This is a genomic window from Plantactinospora sp. DSM 117369 (assembly GCF_053764795.1).
In genome coordinates this window covers 3,716,788-3,734,224 of sequence record NZ_CM132446.1, presented here as the reverse complement: position 1 = coordinate 3,734,224, position 17,437 = coordinate 3,716,788, and the positions used below count along the sequence as shown (strand labels likewise).

Annotated in this window: 18 protein-coding genes; 8 read left to right on the top strand and 10 right to left on the bottom strand. The window is 73.4% G+C overall.

Going from position 1 to position 17,437, the window contains the following annotated elements; translation table 11 throughout:
• The first annotated feature begins 133 nt into the window (after nucleotides 1-133).
• Nucleotides 134-454, top strand: a complete 321-nt coding sequence (locus ACSMXO_RS16295) for a WXG100 family type VII secretion target (protein ID WP_346256677.1) — start codon at nucleotides 134-136, stop codon at nucleotides 452-454.
• A gap of 31 nt (nucleotides 455-485) precedes the next feature.
• A complete protein-coding gene (locus ACSMXO_RS16290) occupies nucleotides 486-782 on the top strand; it encodes a hypothetical protein (RefSeq protein WP_346256676.1) in 297 nt (98 codons plus the stop codon).
• A gap of 144 nt (nucleotides 783-926) precedes the next feature.
• On the opposite strand, the gene ACSMXO_RS16285 is transcribed toward ACSMXO_RS16290, so the two are convergent.
• Entirely contained in the window at nucleotides 927-1,988 is a 1,062-nt protein-coding gene (locus ACSMXO_RS16285) for a hypothetical protein (protein ID WP_455418376.1), read from the bottom strand.
• 17 nt (nucleotides 1,989-2,005) lie between these two features.
• The gene (locus ACSMXO_RS16280; RefSeq protein ID WP_346256674.1) at nucleotides 2,006-2,383 is read right to left on the bottom strand and encodes a hypothetical protein; all 378 of its coding nucleotides are present in this window, start codon (nucleotides 2,381-2,383) and stop codon (nucleotides 2,006-2,008) included.
• A 101-nt stretch (nucleotides 2,384-2,484) separates the two neighbouring features.
• Between ACSMXO_RS16280 and ACSMXO_RS16275 the strand changes: the two genes are divergently transcribed.
• On the top strand, nucleotides 2,485-2,901 hold the full coding sequence (locus tag ACSMXO_RS16275) for a YbaB/EbfC family nucleoid-associated protein (RefSeq protein WP_455418375.1): 417 nt from the start codon (nucleotides 2,485-2,487) through the stop codon (nucleotides 2,899-2,901).
• Nucleotides 2,898-3,305 (top strand): YbaB/EbfC family nucleoid-associated protein, encoded by a 408-nt coding sequence (locus tag ACSMXO_RS16270; protein ID WP_455418374.1) that lies wholly within the window; start codon nucleotides 2,898-2,900, stop codon nucleotides 3,303-3,305. The genes ACSMXO_RS16275 and ACSMXO_RS16270 overlap by 4 nt, the downstream gene beginning before the upstream one ends.
• Nucleotides 3,306-3,334: 29 nt before the next feature.
• Here ACSMXO_RS16270 and eccB read toward each other — a convergent pair whose 3' ends face one another.
• The gene (eccB, locus tag ACSMXO_RS16265) at nucleotides 3,335-4,804 is read right to left on the bottom strand and encodes a type VII secretion protein EccB (RefSeq protein WP_455418373.1); all 1,470 of its coding nucleotides are present in this window, start codon (nucleotides 4,802-4,804) and stop codon (nucleotides 3,335-3,337) included.
• A 57-nt stretch (nucleotides 4,805-4,861) separates the two neighbouring features.
• Between eccB and ACSMXO_RS16260 the strand changes: the two genes are divergently transcribed.
• Nucleotides 4,862-6,052, top strand: a complete 1,191-nt coding sequence (locus ACSMXO_RS16260) for a type VII secretion protein EccE (RefSeq protein ID WP_455418372.1) — start codon at nucleotides 4,862-4,864, stop codon at nucleotides 6,050-6,052.
• 51 nt (nucleotides 6,053-6,103) lie between these two features.
• Nucleotides 6,104-6,811, top strand: a complete 708-nt coding sequence (locus ACSMXO_RS16255) for a hypothetical protein (protein ID WP_455418371.1) — start codon at nucleotides 6,104-6,106, stop codon at nucleotides 6,809-6,811.
• 59 nt (nucleotides 6,812-6,870) lie between these two features.
• Here the strand turns inward: ACSMXO_RS16255 and eccD are convergent, their stop codons facing one another.
• Nucleotides 6,871-8,250: a type VII secretion integral membrane protein EccD gene (gene eccD, locus ACSMXO_RS16250; RefSeq protein ID WP_455418370.1), complete on the bottom strand. Its 1,380-nt coding sequence runs from the start codon at nucleotides 8,248-8,250 to the stop codon at nucleotides 6,871-6,873.
• A gap of 133 nt (nucleotides 8,251-8,383) precedes the next feature.
• Nucleotides 8,384-9,667: a type VII secretion-associated serine protease mycosin gene (mycP, locus tag ACSMXO_RS16245; protein ID WP_455418369.1), complete on the bottom strand. Its 1,284-nt coding sequence runs from the start codon at nucleotides 9,665-9,667 to the stop codon at nucleotides 8,384-8,386.
• Between the two features lie 115 nt (nucleotides 9,668-9,782).
• Here mycP and ACSMXO_RS16240 point away from each other — a divergent pair, with 115 nt between their 5' ends.
• Nucleotides 9,783-10,826 (top strand): glutathione S-transferase C-terminal domain-containing protein, encoded by a 1,044-nt coding sequence (locus tag ACSMXO_RS16240; RefSeq protein WP_455418368.1) that lies wholly within the window; start codon nucleotides 9,783-9,785, stop codon nucleotides 10,824-10,826.
• A 51-nt stretch (nucleotides 10,827-10,877) separates the two neighbouring features.
• Here ACSMXO_RS16240 and ACSMXO_RS16235 read toward each other — a convergent pair whose 3' ends face one another.
• The gene (locus ACSMXO_RS16235) at nucleotides 10,878-11,915 is read right to left on the bottom strand and encodes an aldo/keto reductase (protein WP_346256665.1); all 1,038 of its coding nucleotides are present in this window, start codon (nucleotides 11,913-11,915) and stop codon (nucleotides 10,878-10,880) included.
• 63 nt (nucleotides 11,916-11,978) lie between these two features.
• On the opposite strand from ACSMXO_RS16235, the gene ACSMXO_RS16230 reads away from it, so the two are divergent.
• Nucleotides 11,979-13,154 carry an IS701 family transposase gene (locus ACSMXO_RS16230; protein ID WP_455413976.1) on the top strand — a complete coding sequence of 392 codons (1,176 nt, stop codon included), beginning with the start codon at nucleotides 11,979-11,981 and terminating at the stop codon, nucleotides 13,152-13,154.
• A gap of 136 nt (nucleotides 13,155-13,290) precedes the next feature.
• Here ACSMXO_RS16230 and ACSMXO_RS16225 read toward each other — a convergent pair whose 3' ends face one another.
• The 4 genes from ACSMXO_RS16225 to ACSMXO_RS16210 are packed head-to-tail and all read right to left on the bottom strand — an operon-like array spanning nucleotide 13,291 to nucleotide 17,346.
• On the bottom strand, nucleotides 13,291-14,643 hold the full coding sequence (locus ACSMXO_RS16225; RefSeq protein WP_455418367.1) for an LLM class flavin-dependent oxidoreductase: 1,353 nt from the start codon (nucleotides 14,641-14,643) through the stop codon (nucleotides 13,291-13,293).
• Nucleotides 14,640-15,410: an ABC transporter ATP-binding protein gene (locus tag ACSMXO_RS16220; RefSeq protein ID WP_455418366.1), complete on the bottom strand. Its 771-nt coding sequence runs from the start codon at nucleotides 15,408-15,410 to the stop codon at nucleotides 14,640-14,642. Before ACSMXO_RS16220 ends, ACSMXO_RS16225 begins: the two co-directional genes overlap by 4 nt.
• Nucleotides 15,386-16,258, bottom strand: a complete 873-nt coding sequence (locus tag ACSMXO_RS16215; RefSeq protein WP_455418365.1) for an ABC transporter permease — start codon at nucleotides 16,256-16,258, stop codon at nucleotides 15,386-15,388. Before ACSMXO_RS16215 ends, ACSMXO_RS16220 begins: the two co-directional genes overlap by 25 nt.
• Nucleotides 16,255-17,346, bottom strand: a complete 1,092-nt coding sequence (locus ACSMXO_RS16210) for an ABC transporter substrate-binding protein (RefSeq protein WP_455418364.1) — start codon at nucleotides 17,344-17,346, stop codon at nucleotides 16,255-16,257. Before ACSMXO_RS16210 ends, ACSMXO_RS16215 begins: the two co-directional genes overlap by 4 nt.
• Between the last annotated feature and the right edge of the window lie 91 nt (nucleotides 17,347-17,437).

The following is a 17,437-nucleotide window of genomic DNA, read 5'->3' as shown; positions in this document are numbered from 1 at the left end:
GAGGCCCGAAGTGCCACCGGTCCGGCAGCCGGCGCGCGAGCGGTGTGGTGGGAGGCGACCATCGGCTACCCTGGCCGGATAGAGACGCCGATGAGTCTGGCGTCCCGCCTCTGCCTAGTCTCCGGAGGGTAGCGTGGCACAGACATTCACCCACGAAGAGGGTAACGCCCAGCGCGCTGCGCAGCTCGTCGATCATGCCCGTGGCGTCATCAACTTCCAGATCAAGAACATCGAACTCGCGGTGCACCAGCTCAGGTCACGGGGCTGGGAGGGTGAGGCGGCGACCAAGTTCTACGCCGTCGCCACCGAGATGGTCGACGGAGCCCGCCGCCTGCAGGCCAAGATGGACGAGATGCGGGTCGGCCTGGAGGACGTGGACCGGACCTACACCGACGTGAACGAGACGATGTCCTCCTCGGTGAACACGATCAACGTCTACAACATCACCCGCTAGCCCTGACCGACCGGTCCACGCGGAGGAACCCATGAGCAACCAGATCCGGATGGTCCACGGCGAGGCAGAGGCCGCGGCCGCGAAGCTCAAGAAGCACGGCATCAACATCGAGGTCACCACCAAGAACTTTGTCGCCGACATCGCGAAGATTCCGTGGGACAGCGACGCCCGGGCCGAGTTCGAGGTCTGGAAGGGCCAGATGGAACAGCTGTGGAACGAGTTCCACCAGGTGGTGCTGAAGGCCGGTACGGTCGTCGCGGACGCGAGCGAGTCCCTCAAGGAGGCCGACCGCCGGGCGGCGGCGGTGATGGGCCAGAGCGGCCGCTGAGAGCCAGCCGCGCAACCGACTCGGGGATCGGCCGACTGTTCGACGAAGTAGCCGGGAGCACGTCACCTCCCGGCTACTTCCCTGTGGACGGCGATCCCGGCCGCTGACACGTCGCCGCGTCGGGGCCCGGCCGGTCGGCCACCGTCAGCCGATCACCCCGTCCGGCGCGTCGCCGGAGGTCCACGCCTCGCCCTCCTCGACCAGCCAGTTCGCGGCCTCGTGCTCGCCGGAGTCGCCCGCCGCACCGCCATGGCCGGCGAAGCCACCGACGCCCAGCATGGACGTGCCGGCCACCGCCCGGCCGGCTCCGGCCGCCGAACCCGCGCCGCCGGGAGTGCCGATCCCGGCCATGCCGACACCGGCCACGCCGCCCTGCAGGGTGGCCGGGGCATTGCCGGCCGGCGCTCCGCTCAGGCCCAGCCCGGCGCCGCCGACTCCGAGGGCGCCCGCACCGCCGAGCGGACCTCCGGCACCGCCCGCGCCGGCCAGGGCGGTCCCGCCCGGCAGGTCGTCGAGCCCGGCACCGAGATCCGGCCCGCTGCCCACGGGCAATGGTGTCGGAGTCGGGCCGATCGGGGCGCCGTCGACCGGCGTCGGGATGCCCGGTGTCGGCAGCGGTGGCGGCGGTGGCACCTCCGGGAGGTCGGGCAGCGAGGTGGTGGCCGCGTCGGACTGTTTGGTGAACAGGCTGCTGAGATAGTCGGTGGCGAGTTTCACCAGTGCCGCGGTGAGCTGGGCGTCCAGCGTCGACGCCTGGGTGGTGGTGGCGGCGATCTGCGCCGTGTACTGCGCCGCCCGCATCTCGTACATCGCCCACCTGGCGGCGCCGCCGTGTGACCAGGTCGCCTTGCAGTACGCCCGCTGCGCGGCGCTCGGCGTCACCTGCCCGGTCGGCAGCACCTGGTAGCCACCGCCGGTGGCGCTGGCGACGATCGCGTCGAGCTGGGTCTTGGTGGCCTGCAACTGGGCGCTGCCGGTGCTGGTGGTCGACATCGCCTGCGCGACGGTGCCGGTCACCTGTTGCAGTGCGTTCAGCGCGATGCTCCGCCGATCCTGCTGGGCGGTGCCGGTCGCGCCGACCAGGTTCGGCAGGGTTGCGGCGGCGCCGAAGTTGGTGCCGGTGTTCGTCATGTTGTTGACGAAGGCCTGCACGACCGGGCCGAGCAGAGCCTGCACCACCGCCGGGTCGGACAGTTTCAGGCCCATGAAGCTGACCGTGCCCATCACGCCACCCCCGTGCCCGGCGGCATCCGGTCGTCGAAGTGCAGCGTCGCGGCGCGCTGCCGCTGTTGCAGGTCGACCTCCTCGAAGTGCTGCGCCGCCTGCCGGACCTGCACCGCCTGGGTGTCGAGCTCGTCCGCGACCGTCTTGATCGCCGCCGAGACGGCGACGGTGAAGAACTGCGCCATCGTGGCGAAGCTGGGCAGACCCGCGTTGCCCGCCACCGTGCCCTCGACCGCGCCGGTGATCGGCGTGAACGAATTGCGGTAGTCCTCGGCCAGGCTCGCGATCTGGTTGGCCGCCGCCCGCATCTCCGGCAGTTGCGCCTGGAACTCCGGTGCGCCAGCGGACGTGGAACCGTTCGGAATGCTCAACGCCATCCTCCCAGTTTGTCGCTTCTGCCTGGCATGGAGGAACATCGAGTCGGTCTTCGTAAAATATAGTGCCTGCCGGGTCGAGTCCCAATGCCGCGGAGGTGCCGATGCCGACGGACGAGTTGTCCGACCCGACCACCACCCCGGCCGACCTGGCCGTGCTGGAGGCGTCGATCGCCCGGACGGAGGCGCGCTGGCAGCGGCTGCTGGCCGACACCTACCAGGGCACCGACCCGGCCCGGCTCGTCACCTCGGTGGTCGACGGCCAGGGTGTCGTACTCAGGGTGACGTTCGCGAAGACGATCGCCCGGCACGACCCGTCGGTGGTCGAGGAGGCGGTCCTGGCCTCGGTCGCCGCCGCCCAGCAGCGTCTCGGCGACGCGCTCGCGGAGGTCGCCGCAGAGGTGGTGCCGCCGGTCCCGGGAGCGGTCGGGGAGCGTACCGGCGCGGACGGCTGGCGTGCCACGGAGCCCGCCGACGGGCCGGAACCGATCGGCGGAGTACTGGGAAGGGATGACCGGTGACCGGACGCGACGACCCGGACGACGTCGAGCCGCTGGTGTACTCCCCGCACGACGAGGCGGGCTACGAGGAGCTGGCCCGGCGGGCACTCGCCGCACTGGACAACATGGACGGTGAACTGGGCCGCCTGGCCGCCGCGCAGGTCGAGGGGCACAGCCGGGACGGCCGGGTCAGCGTCCGGGTGACCGGCGCCGGCACGATCACCGAGGTCCGGCTGCGCGGCGGGGCGTTGCAGCAGTACCACCACGTCAAGCTCGGCGAGGTGGTCACCCGGGTACTCCAGGCCACCCAGCAGCGGGCCCGCGCGGCGTACGAGCAGGCGGCCGGGGAACTCACCCCGCCCGAGGTGGCCGAGTGCGATCGGCTGCTCCGGCGTACCCCGGGACCCCGGCGACCAGGGGCGTAGCCGGCCCCTCCGACCTGGTCCCGGACGGGTCAGCTCGGGCCGGGGGTGGGCTCCCGCGCCTGGCCGCCGGAGCCGGCGGGGCCGACCGGGGCGACCGTCGGCAGCGGCGAGAGCCGCAACGCGGCCGCCGGATCGAGCGCCACCCCGGTCGGCACCAGCGCCAGGATGCTCGCCGGCACCTGCACCGGCCGGACGCCCGCATAGCCGAGCGAACTCTGCGCCTTCTCCAGCTCCGGCCGGGACAGCGGAAACTTCAGCCCCTGATCGGTGACGAGATAGACGTTGCCGGCCGCGTTCGCGCCGATCGGGTTGGCGGCGCGGACCAGGGCGGCGTGCCCGCCCGGCAGCGCGACCCGGTCCGCCGGCCGTACCCCGTCCGCCCCGGCCCGGGCCGCGACCGGCGCCCCGTCGATCGGCGGGACCTCGCCCGGCACGACGCCGAAGGTCTCGATGGTGACCGGGTGCTCCGCCGCGCCGCCGTCGTCGCGGTAGCTCGCGCAGACCATCGGAGCGGGGGTCTGCGCGCCCCGCACCTCGGGCACCGCGTCGGGAAACCCGGGCGGCTCGGCCACCCTGTCCACGATCAGCCGGCCGGCCTGCTGGGCGGAGATCTCGTTGACCGCACGCCCGGCCGCCTCAAGCAGCCGGGCGGTGACCGCGCCGACCGGGGCGAGCCCGTCGGGAAGCATCACGTACGACTTGCCCGCCGCCCGGAACAACTGCCCGATCCGGGTCTGCTGGCCGGCGATCGTCGGCTCGGCGGGTGAGCCGGCGCCGGGCAGGGCCAGCGGCACCAGGTCCGGCCCCGGTGGGACGGAGTTGAGGAACGCCTCGCCGACCGCGACCGGCGGAATCCCGGCCCAGCCGAGGGCGGCGAGCACGGCGTTGCCCCGGATCCGCAGCCGGTGCTCGCTCCACAGCAGATAGCGGTCGCCACCGTCCACACTGACCAGCAGGCCCTGCCGGCCGACCGCTGTACCGCCGGACGGGGCCCAGCCGACCAGCAGGTGCGTGGCCCGGGCGACCGAGGTCAGCGAGCGGGGTGCGCTGCACACGCTGATCGGCAGGCCGAGCAGCGCCGACCGGGACGGCAGCGAGTCGGGCGCGCCGGGGATCCCGATCGGCAGTCCGCGCGGCACGGCCCGCAGCGAACTCTCCGACATGGTCCGCACCACCGGCTCCGGCTGGCCGAGGATGAGCAGCGCCGACGTCCAGTTGAGTACCGGGTGCAGCCGGCCCTGCGTGTAGATGAACTTCGCACCGGTGTCCCGCTCCACGATGATCGCGTTCTCCACCGGCTGGCGCCCGCCCGGCCGCAGCAGCCCGTAGACGCCGAACCCCGCGAGGAGCAGCACCGCGGCCAGCAGGCCGCCGAGCATCGCGAGGGCGAACCTCCGCATCGGCAGTTCGTTGGTCTCGGGCTCGCCGGCCAGCAGTGCGGAGACGATCCGCCGGATGAGGAACCGGTATGCCTGCACCTGTTCCCGACGGCTGCGCATCCCCACCCCGCCTTCGGCCGATGCGACATCATACAGTCGGCACGTAGGGTGTGGGCCATGCCGGAGTTGATGGCTGTCGGCCGACCCACCGGGCGGTTCGGCACGGCGCAACTCGTCGCCGTCGAGCTGGCGCTGTTCGCGACCGGTGCCGCCGTCTACGCACTCTCCCCCGTGCCGGGTGCGCTGGCCGGAGCCGCCGCCGGCGTGCTGCTGGTCGCCACGTTCGGCCGCTCGGGCGGCCGCTGGTGGTACGAGGTCCTCGGTGCCCGGCTGCGGCTGGCCCGGCGGCATCGGGACAGCCGGCGCGAGCTGCGCCGCTCCGGCGGGTACGACCCGTTGCTGGCGGTGGTCTCGCCCGGTCCGAGTACGACCACCGTCACCGACCGCTCCGGCACGATCGGGGTCGGACAGGACGCGCTGGGCTGGTTCGCGGCGATCTCGGTGCGGCATCCCGACGGGCTCTCCGGCGGCTCCGGCACGGCGCTGCGGCTGGACTGGCTCGCCGACCTGGCGGCCGATCCGGCACTGCCGGCCAGCACGGTGCAGATCGTGCTGCGGCACTCGTCGCTGCCGACCGCCGCCGTCGACCCGGGCTCCGCGGCCACCCAGTCGTACCGGGAGCTGTGCCGGATGCTGGCGGTGCCAGTGCACCACGACGTCTGGATCGCCGCCCGGCTCTCGGCCCGGGACGCGGCGACGGTGGCGGCGGACCGGGGCGGCGGGCTGGCCGGCGTACACCGGGCGCTCAGCGCGGCGATCACCCGGGTCGGCACCGGGTTGGCCAACCTCGACGTCGAGCACACCGTGCTGGACGGGGACGGCCTGCGCCAGGCGCTGGCGTACTCGTGCGGTGTCGACGGGGTGGCGGCGCCCGGCCCCGGGCCGGAGCGGTGGTCACGCTGGCAGGGCCAGTGGCGGGTGCAGGTCTGTTTCGCGGTGCGGTCCTGGCCGGCGAGGCCCACCGTGGACCCGCTCCGGGCGCTCACGCAGGTCCCGTCCGCGCTCGACGTGAGCGTCGCGGTGGTGTTCGGCCGGCGGGACGGCTCCGGCGCCCCGGGGGGCAGGGCCACCGCGCGGACCCTGGTCCGGGTCGCCACCACCCCGGACGCGGTCGACGCCTGCGTACGTCAACTACTGGCCAGCGCGGCCGGTGCCGGAGTGCGACTGGTCCGGCTCAACGGCGAGCACGCCACCGGGGTGTACGCGACCGCGCCGACCGGCGCCACCCTGGGACTGGTCGCCCGGTGAACGCGACCCGCGGACCGGCCCGGCCCGGCGATGCGCAGACGGGAGCGAGCGATGCCGACCGGTGACCCGAAGACCGCCGCGCCGGAACGCCGGCTCGCCGGCGACCTGCTCGGCCGGCTCACCCTCGATGTCGACGCCATCGGGGTGGTGCTGGGCCGGGACGGCGCCAACCAGCCGGTACTGCTGCGCCTGTTCCGCCCCGAACCGCTCACCGTGGCGTTCGTCGGCGACTGGTGGACCGCCCAGGTACTGGTGTTCCGCTGTCTCGGCCACGGCGCGCGGGTCGCGGTCGACGCCGTGGACGCGGTCGTCCCGGCGGCGGCCGGCACCATCGCCACGCTGGCGCACTGGCTCGCTCTGGATCGGGCCGCCGGGGGTGCCGGTGACCGGGTGTGGCGCTTGGCCTATCCCGGCGGCGACGAGCCGGCCGACCCGACCCGACCCCTGTTGCGGCTGCGCGACGTCGGCGTGCACGGGCCGGAACGGCGGCCACCGACCCGGGCCTGGGAGACGCAGCTGACCGTGCTGCCCCGGCTGACCCCGGCCGGCGTACCCGTGCTGGCCGGCGCCGACGTGGTGCTGGTGCAGCGGCTGACGCAGCCGGAGGCGGCGCTGGTCGGCTCGGCGCTCGCCCTGCCCCGGCCGGTCTGGTCGGCGGTCACCACGATGGGCAACGAGATGGTCGCCGCCTTCGGCGGCGGCTCCGCCCGGTACGTCTGGCTCACCCCGACCCGGGTCGAGCACCAACTCTTCGGCTGATCCTCGTCGGCGCGCGGCGGGGTGGCGGGGTTCCCCGAGTCGGCATGGAGACGGCAGGGTCAGCCGCGGATGGCGCGGATCCAGCCGAGCAGGCCGCTGACCCAGACCGCCAGCGGGAAGATGGCGAGGATCAGGACCACCTCGAGGATGTCCAGGGTGCGCCCCCAGACCGGTGAACTCGGCCGGCGCCCGCCGGCCAGCGCGAAGCCGACGCTGATCGCGGCGACCACCAGCAGCGACCCGAGCAGCAGCGTCAGCCGCCACGCCAGGCCGAGATCGTCGTAGGCGGCGACCACGGCGGCGGCCAGGGCCACGGCGCCGGCGCCCAGCAGCGGCAGCCGCTGCGCCCGACCGAGGAACCAGCGAGCCCGGGCCATCATCGTCAACCCGAGCACGACGCAGAGAGCCAGCCCGGGAATCCCGTCGGCGGCCAGCGCGACGGCGGCCGCCGCACCGATCACGGCCAGCGCGCCGAGCATGCCGGCCAGGAAGGCGTCGGCCCGGTCGGAGCGGGCGAACGTCTGGAGGCCGTCGACCGCGTGGGTGTCCTGCCGAAGCTGCTCCGGGTCGGTCGGCACCGACGGGTCGGGCAGCCGACCGAGCCGGTAGGCGAGCATCGGCAGCAGCGGAAGCGTGCCGAACACCAGTGTCACGGTGATCGCGGCCGCGGCCGGGGTACCCACCCCGAAGAGCACCCGGACAGCGGCGGCGACGAGCAGCGCCACCGCGCAGGCGGCACCGCACAGGAAGACCGGCCCGGCGTCGCCGACGCCGATCGCGGCGGCCGCCGCCACCAGCAGCACCGCCGTCGCGGCGACGAGCACGTGCGGCGGGGCGAGCTGGCCGACGGTCCGGTCGCCGGCGAGCACCAGCAGCCCGCCGACGGCCGCGTAGCAGAGCGCCACCAGCGCGAAGACGACGGCGCTCCGCGTGTCGCCCACGGCCCGGGCCAGCACCACCGCGCCGAGCAGCAGTGCGGCGGCGAGGCCGAGCCCGACCAGGCCGCCGGGCAGCTGCGGCGGGCCGGCGAGCAGCACCGCCACCGCGCCACCGAGCAGGGTCACCGCCCCGAGCGTGAGGCCGAGCACCCGGGTGGCGGCCGGGCTCCACCTGCCGGTGCGTTCCCGGGCGGCGGTGGCGACCGCGTCCACCACGTCGTCGAAGACCGGCAGCGGCGCCTCCTCACCCCGGGGTCGCAGGTAGAGCAGTTCGCCGTCGCGTACCTCGAGCTGGGCGGGGCTGCGCGAGCTGTCCAGCGCCGCACCGCCCATCCGGGACAGCGTCCAGCCGTTGCGCGCCGCCGGATCGTCGGCCAGGGCGTCGCCCGCGTAGCTGAGCACCGTGGGCAGCAGGTCCGCCAGGGGTACGTCGGCGGGTAGAGCGAGATCGACACGACTGCGTGGAGCTACCACCGTGACCCGGCTGAACCCACTGGCCACGCCTCAACCTCCGTGTCAACGATGCCGGGACATTATCACCGCGACGGTGCCTCGGGGAGGTGCACAGGGGAGGCCGGTCGGATCTTCCGGCGGCCCGTCGATCGGGTGTGGACGGTCGTCGCGCGGGCGGTAGTCACCTGCGTGCCGTACGCCAGCCGCGCCGGCGGCCCCGCCGGACGACCGGTACCGAGGCGAGCAGGAGTAGTGCCAGGGCGACGCCGACCACGGCGATCACCCCCGAGGCGGCACTCACGGCGCGCAGCGGGGACGGGCGGGCGGCCGGGGGTGGCACGCTGACGGCGGCCCCGGGTTCCGGTACGCCGGACGGACGGAGGGCGCCGACCGCCCGTACCGGGTTGATCACCCCGTGGCCGACCTGGGAGTTCCACAGCCCGTCGGGGTGGTCGGCGGTCTGGGTGATCCGGTCGGCCACCTGGTCGGGCGAGAGCGTCGGGTCGTACGACCGGACCAGCGCGGCCAGCCCCGAGACGTACCCGGTGGCAAAGCTGGTGCCCCCCTCGGCGGTGAACAGGTAGCCGCCGCCGGCCGCCGCCGGCCCGGCGATCCGCTCGCCCGGTGCCGCCACGTCCACGAAGTCGCCGCTGGTCGACGTCTGCACGTGCGCGTCGGCGGCGTTGACCCCGGCGACCGCGATCACCCCCGGATAGGCCGCCGGAAAGGTCGGCTGCCCGGCCTCCACACCCGACTCACCGGTGTTGCCGGCGGCGGCGACCACCACGACCCGCCGCGCGACGGCGTGCGCGACGGCCGACTGCAACTGCCGGGTCGGCGGGGTGGTCAGCGACAGGTTGACCACGTCGGCGTCGGCCTCGTCGACCGCCCAGCGGATCGCCTCGGCGATCCGCCCGGAGAGGTCCGCCTCCTCCGATCTGCGCTGGTCGCGGAGCACGCGTACCGGCACGATCTCGGCTCCGGGCGCGACGCCGTAGAACCGGAAGCCGGCGCTGACCGACTCCCGGCCGGCGATGATCCCGGCGATCAGGGTGCCGTGCCCGTTCTCGTCGCACCGGCCGTCGCCACCGTCGGATGAGGACAGCAGGTCCCGGCCGGGGAGCACCTTGCCGGCCAGGGTGGGGTGGTCGGCGGAGACGCCGGAGTCGACGACCGCGACCCTGACTCCCACCCCGGTGCTCAACGGCCAGGCCAGGTCGGGGCGGAGCCGGGTCAGCGGCCACGGGGCGGCGGAGAGCGGATCGGTGACGGTCGGGCCGCAGCGCGCGGCCGCGTACCGGATCGACGGGATGGCCGCTGCCGGGCTGCCGGCCGCGGCGACCAGGCCGGCCACCAGCGCGGCGACTACCGGCGCCGTACGCCGCACTGGGAACCGCCGTGGTCGGCGCGGCGTCCCGACGCCCGCCGGAGGCCGGATCCGTCGCGCGTCCAGGTCAGCTCGCACCCTTCGCATTATGCCGCCGCGCCGGGCCGGATCGGCTCGGCCGTCCGGCGAGAGTGGACAGACATCCTATATAACAGATAGGATTAGTCTGGCTAGCGTCCTCCGGAGGTCTCCGATGCCGAGACTGTCGCGCTTCAGTCGGCTGGCCAGCCCGGTCGACACCGTCACCTACGGCGAATACCGGATCGCCCAGCGGCCCGACGATCCCCGCCCGCGCTACCGCTTCACCGGACGCATCGCCGAGGAGAGTCCGGCCGGGTTCACGCCCCGGGTCGGCCGCTACCACCTCTACGCCGGCTGGTTCTGCCCCTGGTCGCACCGGGTCACCATCACCCGGGCGCTCGCCGGGCTCGCCGACGTGGTCAGCGTCTCCTACGTGGACAACGCCCGGGACGGGCGCGGCTGGGCGTTCCGCGAGCAATACGGGCCGGACCCGGTGAACGGCTTCACGCTGCTGCGCCAGGCGTACGAGGCGACCGAGGAGGGCTTCGACGGTCACGTCTCGGTGCCGATGCTGTGGGACCGGGCCACCGCCGCGGTGGTCAGCAACGACTACCGGACGATCGGCATCGACCTCGCCACCCGGTTCCGCCGGCACGCCACCCCGGTCGTCGACACGTACCCGCAGGAGCACCGCGACGAGATCGAGGAGCTCGACGCCTGGCTTGGCCCGGCGGTCAACCACGGTGCGCCCGCGGCCGCCCGGCCGGGTGCGGAGGGTGCCGCCGCCCGGGTCGCGCTGCTCGACGCCTTCGCCGCCCTCGACGCCCGGCTGGCGACCCGGCGCTACCTGATCGGCCCGACCCTGACCGAGGCGGACATCCGACTCTGGGTGACCCTGGTCCGCTTCGACGTCGGCGCCAACGCCGCCCGGACGATCTGCCCAGGGCTGGCGGCGTACCCGCACCTGTGGGCGTACGCCCGGGACCTCTACACCCTGCCCGCATTCCGGCGAACCACCGACTTCAGCTCGTTCACCGTGGCCGGCGCGGTGGTGCCGGACTGGCACGCCCCGGCCGGCCGACCCGGCCACGCCGCCCCGGCCACGCCGCCCCGGCCACGCCGCGCCGGCCGGGCCGCCCCGGCCCCGGATGCGCGGTCGCCGCTCGGGGCCGGCTTCCGGCATCCCGGTCTGCCCGCGGGCCGGGCTGGCCGGTGACGACCATCCGCCCCGAGGTCCGGGGCGGCCCGGATCGTCGGTACGGGCGGATCAGCCGGCCGACCGGCGGCGGGCCGAGGGATCGGTCAGCGCGGGCGGCTGGTACCCGGCGTCGGCCGGGTTCAACGTGGTGCCGGGCGGCACGATCTCGTCGATCCGGTCGAGCACGTCCCGGGACAGCGTCACCTTCGCGGCACCGAGCTGCGACTCCAGGTGCTCCAGCGTCCGGGGGCCGATGATCGCGGAGCTGACCGCCGGATGCTCCAGCACGAAGGCGATGGCGAGGTGGATCAGGGAGAGTCCCGCCTCGGCGGCGAGAGTGCCGAGCGCCTCGACCGCGTCGAGCTTGCGCGCGTTCGCCGGCAGCCGGGGGTCGAACCGGGCCGGAAACCTCTCGGCCCGCCGCGAGATCGGCTCGGTCAGTCCCCGGTGGTACCGGCCGGCGAGCCAGCCGCCGGCCAGCGGACTCCACGGGATCACCGCCAGGCCGTACCGCTGGGCCACCGGCAGCACCTCACGCTCGATCCCGCGGGCCAGGATCGAGTACGGCGGCTGCTCGCTGACCACCCGCTCCCGTCCCCGGCGCTGCGCGATCCACTGCCCCTCGACGATCGCCGACGGCTCGAAGGTGGACGTGCCGAGGTAACGCACCTTGCCCTGGTGCACGAGGTCGCTGAGCGCGCCGAGGGTCTCGTCGAAGTCGGTCTCCGGCTCCGGCCGGTGCACCTGGTAGAGGTCTATCCAGTCGGTACGCAGCCGGCGCAGGCTCTGCTCCACCTCCCGGACGATCCACCGCCGGGAGTTGCCCCGGTGGTGCGGGCTGGCGCCGATCTGGCCGTGGAACTTGGTGGCCAGGAAGACCTCGTCGCGGCGGCCGTCGGCGAGCGCCTTGCCGACGATCTCCTCCGACTCGCCCTGCGAGTAGACGTCGGCGGTGTCGATCACGTTGATGCCCTCGGCCAGGGCGCGGTGGATGATCCGGATGCTGTCGTCGTGGTCCGGGTTGCCCCGGCTGCCGAAGTTCATCGCGCCCAGGGTCAGCGGGCTGACCAGGACTCCGGTGCGGCCGAAGGGCCGGTAGTCGACCATGTCACTCCTAGTACTGCAACGGCACTTGTAGTGTCGTTGCCGCTGCCCGCGCGTTGATTTTGTGTGTCGTACGTTGATGTCGTGTCGTGGCAGGGCGAGCTTGATGGGTTGCTGGATCAGGTAGGCGGGCGTTTTGCTAGGTCCGAGCCGCGTCAACGGGTCCGCCGGTACGTTGACGGGCTCATCGCCGGCCTGGAGCGTAAGAACGGCTGGACGTTGGCCGAGCATGCTGGTGAGACCGGCCCGGATGGTATGCAGCGTCTGCTGCGCCGGGCGGACTGGGACGTCGATGGTGTGCGTGACGACATCCGCGACTACGTGGTCGGCCGGTTGGGGCATACCGGGGCGGTGCTGGTCGCCGATGACACCGGGTTCATCAAGAAGGGCATCCGGTCGGCCGGGGTGCAGCGGCAGTACACCGGCACGAGCGGGAAGAAGGACAACTGCCAGATCGGCACGTTCCTGGCCTATGTCGCCCCGACCGGACACGCGTTGATCGACCGGCACCTGTACCTGCCGGAGTCGTGGACCACCGACCGGGACCGGTGCCGTGACGCCGGGGTACCCGACGACGTCGAGTTGCGGACCAAGCCGCGTATCGCCATCGACATGGTGCAACGGGCGATCGATGCGGAGGTGCCGTTTACCTGGTTCACCGCCGACGAGGCGTTTGGGCAGGCCAAGTACCTGCGGGTGTGGCTGGAGGAGCGGGACGTGTTCCACGTCGTGGCGACCCGTTGCAACGACGACGTGTCCGCGCGTGGGATCGGCCGTGGCCGGGTCGACGCCATCGTCGCCCAGTTGCCGACCAAGGCTTGGCGGCGTCTGTCCTGTGGGGATGGTGCGCATGGGCCGCGGGACTACGACTGGGTGAGAGTGCCGATCCGGCCGTGGTGGGCGCCAGGGCGCGGACACTGGCTCCTGGCCCGACGCAGCGTCAGCGACCCGATCGAGATCGCGTACTACATCTGCTACGCGCCGAGGCGAACCAGTCTGGCCACCCTGGTCTGGGTCGCGGGTCGGCGGTGGCCGGTCGAGGAGTGTTTCAAGCAGGCCAAGCAGGAAGCGGGCCTGGACCACTACCAAGTGCGTACCTGGCGGGGCTGGTACGCCCACATCACGTTGTCGATGCTGGCCCTAGCCTGGCTGGCGGTCATCCGCGCCGAGGAAGTAAAGGGGGCAAATCGCTCAATGATGAGCAGCTCATCCCCATCACCGTTCCCGAAGCCCGCAGGCTGATCATCAAACTGCTTCAGGCCCGTTACCCGACCAACGACCACACCATCACCTGGTCACGACTACGCCGCCGCCGACAATGGCAAGCCCAACAAAGCCACTACCGGCGACGACAACCCAAATAAGTGCCGTTGCAGTACTAGGAGGCGGACGTCGCGAGGGCGTCGGCGCGGAACTGGTTGGCCGGGCGGGGCAGGCCGTAGTTGTCCCGCAGAGTACGACCGGCGTACTCGGTGCGGAACAGCCCGCGTCGTCGCAGGATCGGCACCACCTCCTCGACGAAGGCGGCCAGCCCGGAGGGGAGCACCGGCGGCATCACGTTGAAGCCGTCGGCGGCCCCGTTGTCCCACCAGTCCTCGATCGCCTCGGCGACCTGCTCCGGCGTACCGGCAAAGGTGCGGTGCCCGCGACCGCCGCCGAGCCGGCCGATGAGCTGGCGTACGGTCAGCCGCTCCCGCCGGGCCAGCGCGACGATCAGGGTACGCCGGCTCTTCGCCCCCTCGATCTGCTCCTCGTCGGGCAGGTCGGCCGGCAGCTCCCGGTCCAGGTGCAGGTCGTCCGGGGAGATGCCGAGCATGATGCCGAGCTGCCGCTTGGCGTACTCCGGGACGATCAGCCGGTCCAGCTCGTCGGCGAGGGCGTGCGCCTCCGCCTCGGTGCCGCCGAGCACCGGCACGATGCCGGGCAGGATCCTGATCCCGTCCGGGTCCCGGCCCAGCGCCCGGGTCCGGGCCTTCAGGTCGGTGTAGAACGCCTGGGCCTCGGTCAGGGTCTGCTGGGCGGTGAAGACCGCCTCCGCATACCGGGCGGCCAGCTCCTTACCGTCGGTGGAGGACCCGGCCTGCACCAGCAGCGGGTAGCCCTGCGGCGGACGCGGCACGTTGAGCGCCCCGGCCACCTTGAAGAACCGCCCGGCGTGCCGGGGCGGGAAGATCCGGTCCTGGTCGCCCCAGACCCCGGCCGCCTTGTCGCCGAGCGCCGCGTCGTCGGCCCAGCTGTCCCAGAGCTTGCGCGACACCTCGATGAACTCGGCGGCCCGCTCGTACCGCTCGCGGTGGGCGGGTAGTTCGTCGAGGTTGAAGTTGCGGGCCGCGTCCGCGCCGGCGGTGGTGACGATGTTCCAGCCGGCCCGGCCGCCGCTGACGTGGTCCACCGAGGCGAACCGCCGGGCCAGGTTGAACGGCTCGTTGTAGGTCGTGGACGCGGTGGCGATCAGTCCGATGTGCTCGGTCACCCCGGCCAGCGCGGTGAGCAGCACGGTCGGCTCCAGCGCCCCGGACGGCCGGCGGCCGACGTCGTTCCAGAGCACCGGGCTGTCGGCCAGGAAGAGCGAGTCGAGCGTGCCGCGCTCGGCGATCCGGGCCAGTTCCTGGAAGTGCCGGACGTCGGTGTGCGCGAACGGATCACTCTCCGGCAGCCGCCAGGCCGCCTCGTGGTGCCCGACCCCCATCAGGAACGCGTTCAGGTGCAGGGTGCCCGGTCGCCGGCTCATCGTGGGGCCTCCTCGGTCTGCCTGACGCCGAGCGCGGCGAGCAGCCGCTCACGGTGTTCCAGGAAGCCCGGATGCCGGTGCTGGCGCGGCGCCGGCAGTTCGATCGGGGTGTCCACGGTGATCCGGCCCTCCTCCAACACCAGCACCCGGTCGGCGAGCGCGACCGCCTCGTCCACGTCGTGGGTGACCAGCAGTACCGCCGGCCGGTGCCGCTCGCACAGCTCGCGGAGCAGGCCGTGCATCCGGATCCGGGTCAGCGCGTCCAGCGCGCCGAACGGCTCGTCGGCGAGCAGCAGTCTCGGCTCGCCCACCAGTGCCCGGGCCAGCGCGACCCGCTGCTGCTCGCCGCCGGAGAGCTGGTGGGGCCAGGCCCGCTCCCGACCGGCCAGCCCGACCTCGGCGAGCCGCTCCTGGCCGCGCCGGTACGCCGCCGCACCGGTCGACCCGAGTACGACGTTGGCCAGTACCCGCTGCCAGGGCAGCAGCCGGGCGTCCTGGAAGATCACCGAGGAGTTCCCCGGTACGTCGACCAGCCCCTCCCCGGCCACGTCCGGGTCGAGCCCGGCCAGCGCCCGCAGCAGGGTGCTCTTGCCCGAGCCGCTGCGGCCGAGCAGAGCGACGAACTCGTTCTCGCCGATCTCCAGGTCGAGCCCGTCGAGCACGGTACGCCCGCCGAAGCGCCGGGTCAGGCCCCGCACCCGGACCACCGGCCCGGTGCCGGCCTCGGCGGCGGTGTCGACGGTCAGTCCGCCAGGGTGCGTCGCCATGACAGTGCCCTCCTCTGCACGAGCCGGACGGCGCCGTCGGAGAGCAGTCCGAGGATGCCGTAGAGCACCAGGCCGACGATGATGACGTCGGTCTGGCCGTACTGCCGGGCCAGCTCCATCAGGTAGCCGATCCCGCTGGTCGAGTTGATCTGCTCGACCACCACCAGGGCGAGCCAGGCGGAGACCACCGCGAACCGCAGGCCGAGCAGGAAGCCGGGCAGCGCGCCCGGCAGCACCACCCGGCGGACGAACTGGGCGGGACTCAGCCGCAGCGACTCGGCCAGTTCCACGTAGCGCTGATCGATGCTGCGCAGCCCGTTGTGGGTGTGGATGTAGACCGGCACGAAGACGCCGAGCACGATGGTGACGACCTTCATCCGCTCGTCGATGCCGAGCCAGAGGATGAGCAGCGGCAGCAGCGCCAGCGCGGGGATCGCCCGCTTGATCTGCACCGGCCCGTCGATGACCGCCTCGCCCCACCGGCTCAGCCCGGCGGCCAGGGCCAGCACGGTGCCGATCAGCACCCCGAAGGCCAGGCCGAGCCCGGCCCGCTGCGTGGAGATCAGCAGGCTCTCCTGGAGTCGCCCGCTGACGATCAGGTCGCCGGTGGTGGTCACCACCGTCCACGGCGCCGACAGGGTCCGCTCGTCGAGCAGGCCGGTCAGCGAGCCGAGCGTCCAGGCCGCGAGCAGCAGCAGCGGCCCGACCGCCGCGCCGAACGGGATCGGCCGGCCCGGGCCGAGCCGGCGTCGACGGCGGGCGCCCCGATGCCGTACGGCGGGGGTCACCGGCTCCCGAGCCGGCACCGGGGTCGGCCGGGCGGTCAGCGGATCAACCTGGGTCGTCACTTCACTCCCTCCCGGAACGCGGCCGCGCCGAGCGGCTCGTACCGCCGGTCGTAGAGGTCGGCCGCGTCCAGCGGCTTGTTGCCGGTCTCCTTGGCGAGCAGGTCGATGGTCTGCTGGTGCCGGGCGATCACCTCGGACCAGTCGGCCGGGATGTCCGGCACTCCGGCGTTGTCGACCAACCACCGGCCGTCCGCACGGGACAGCCCCTGGTCCTTGACGTAGTACCGCTCGATCCACTCGTCCGGGTTCTGCTCGATCCACACCCAGGCCCGCGCCCAGCGCTGCACGTACTCGCGGATCGCCGCCGCCTTCGCGGGATCCTGGAGGACCCGGTCGGGCGCGTAGAGGTGGCCGGGGTCGTCGCGCAGACCGTGCGAGATGGTGGTGCCGCCGTCCCTGCCGTACTTGGCCAGGTAGCGCTTGATGTTGATGCCGCCGATCGGCGCCACGTCGACCTGGCGGCTGGCCAGCGCGGTCGGGTACACGTCACCGGTGCTGGCCAGTTCCACCAGCTTGACGTCGTCCTTGGCCAGTCCGGCCCGGTGCAGCACCCGCAGCACCAGCGCACCCTGCGCCTGCCCGGGGCTGTAGGCGATCCGCTTGCCGCGCAGGTCGGCGAGGCCGCCGACGCCGGCACCGGGGGCGACGCCGAGCTGGTAGATCGGGTGGTTGACCGGGTCCTGCCGGAATTTGGCGGCGACGATCCGGGTGGGCAGACCGGTCCAGGCGGCGTGGATCGGTGGGATGTCGGCGACCGAGCCGAGGTCGAGCGCGCCGGCGCGGAACGCCTCCAGGGTCTCCGGACCGCCGCTGATGTTCGCCCAGGAGACCTCGAAGCGGAACCGCTCCGCCTCGCCGGAGAATTCGATCGCCTTCTGGATCTCCTTGTCGCCGACCCGCAGCACCGTGCCGCCTGGTACCTCGGCCGGCAGTGGCGCGTCGAAGGCCAGCCGGACCGTGGGTGCGTCGTCGCCGGCACAGCCGGCGAGTCCGGCCGCTGCCACCCCGAGGGCGGCGCCGAGGAGGGTACGCCGACGGAGCACCGGCGGCCCGGAGCGGGCAGAAGCGGGATGGGGCGGAGGTGACATGGCGGACTCCTGCGCGACGGGCCCCTCGGGGGGCGGCGGACTGGATCGGAGGGAAGTGACGGAGTGAACCTTTTTCCACCTGAACCGCGCG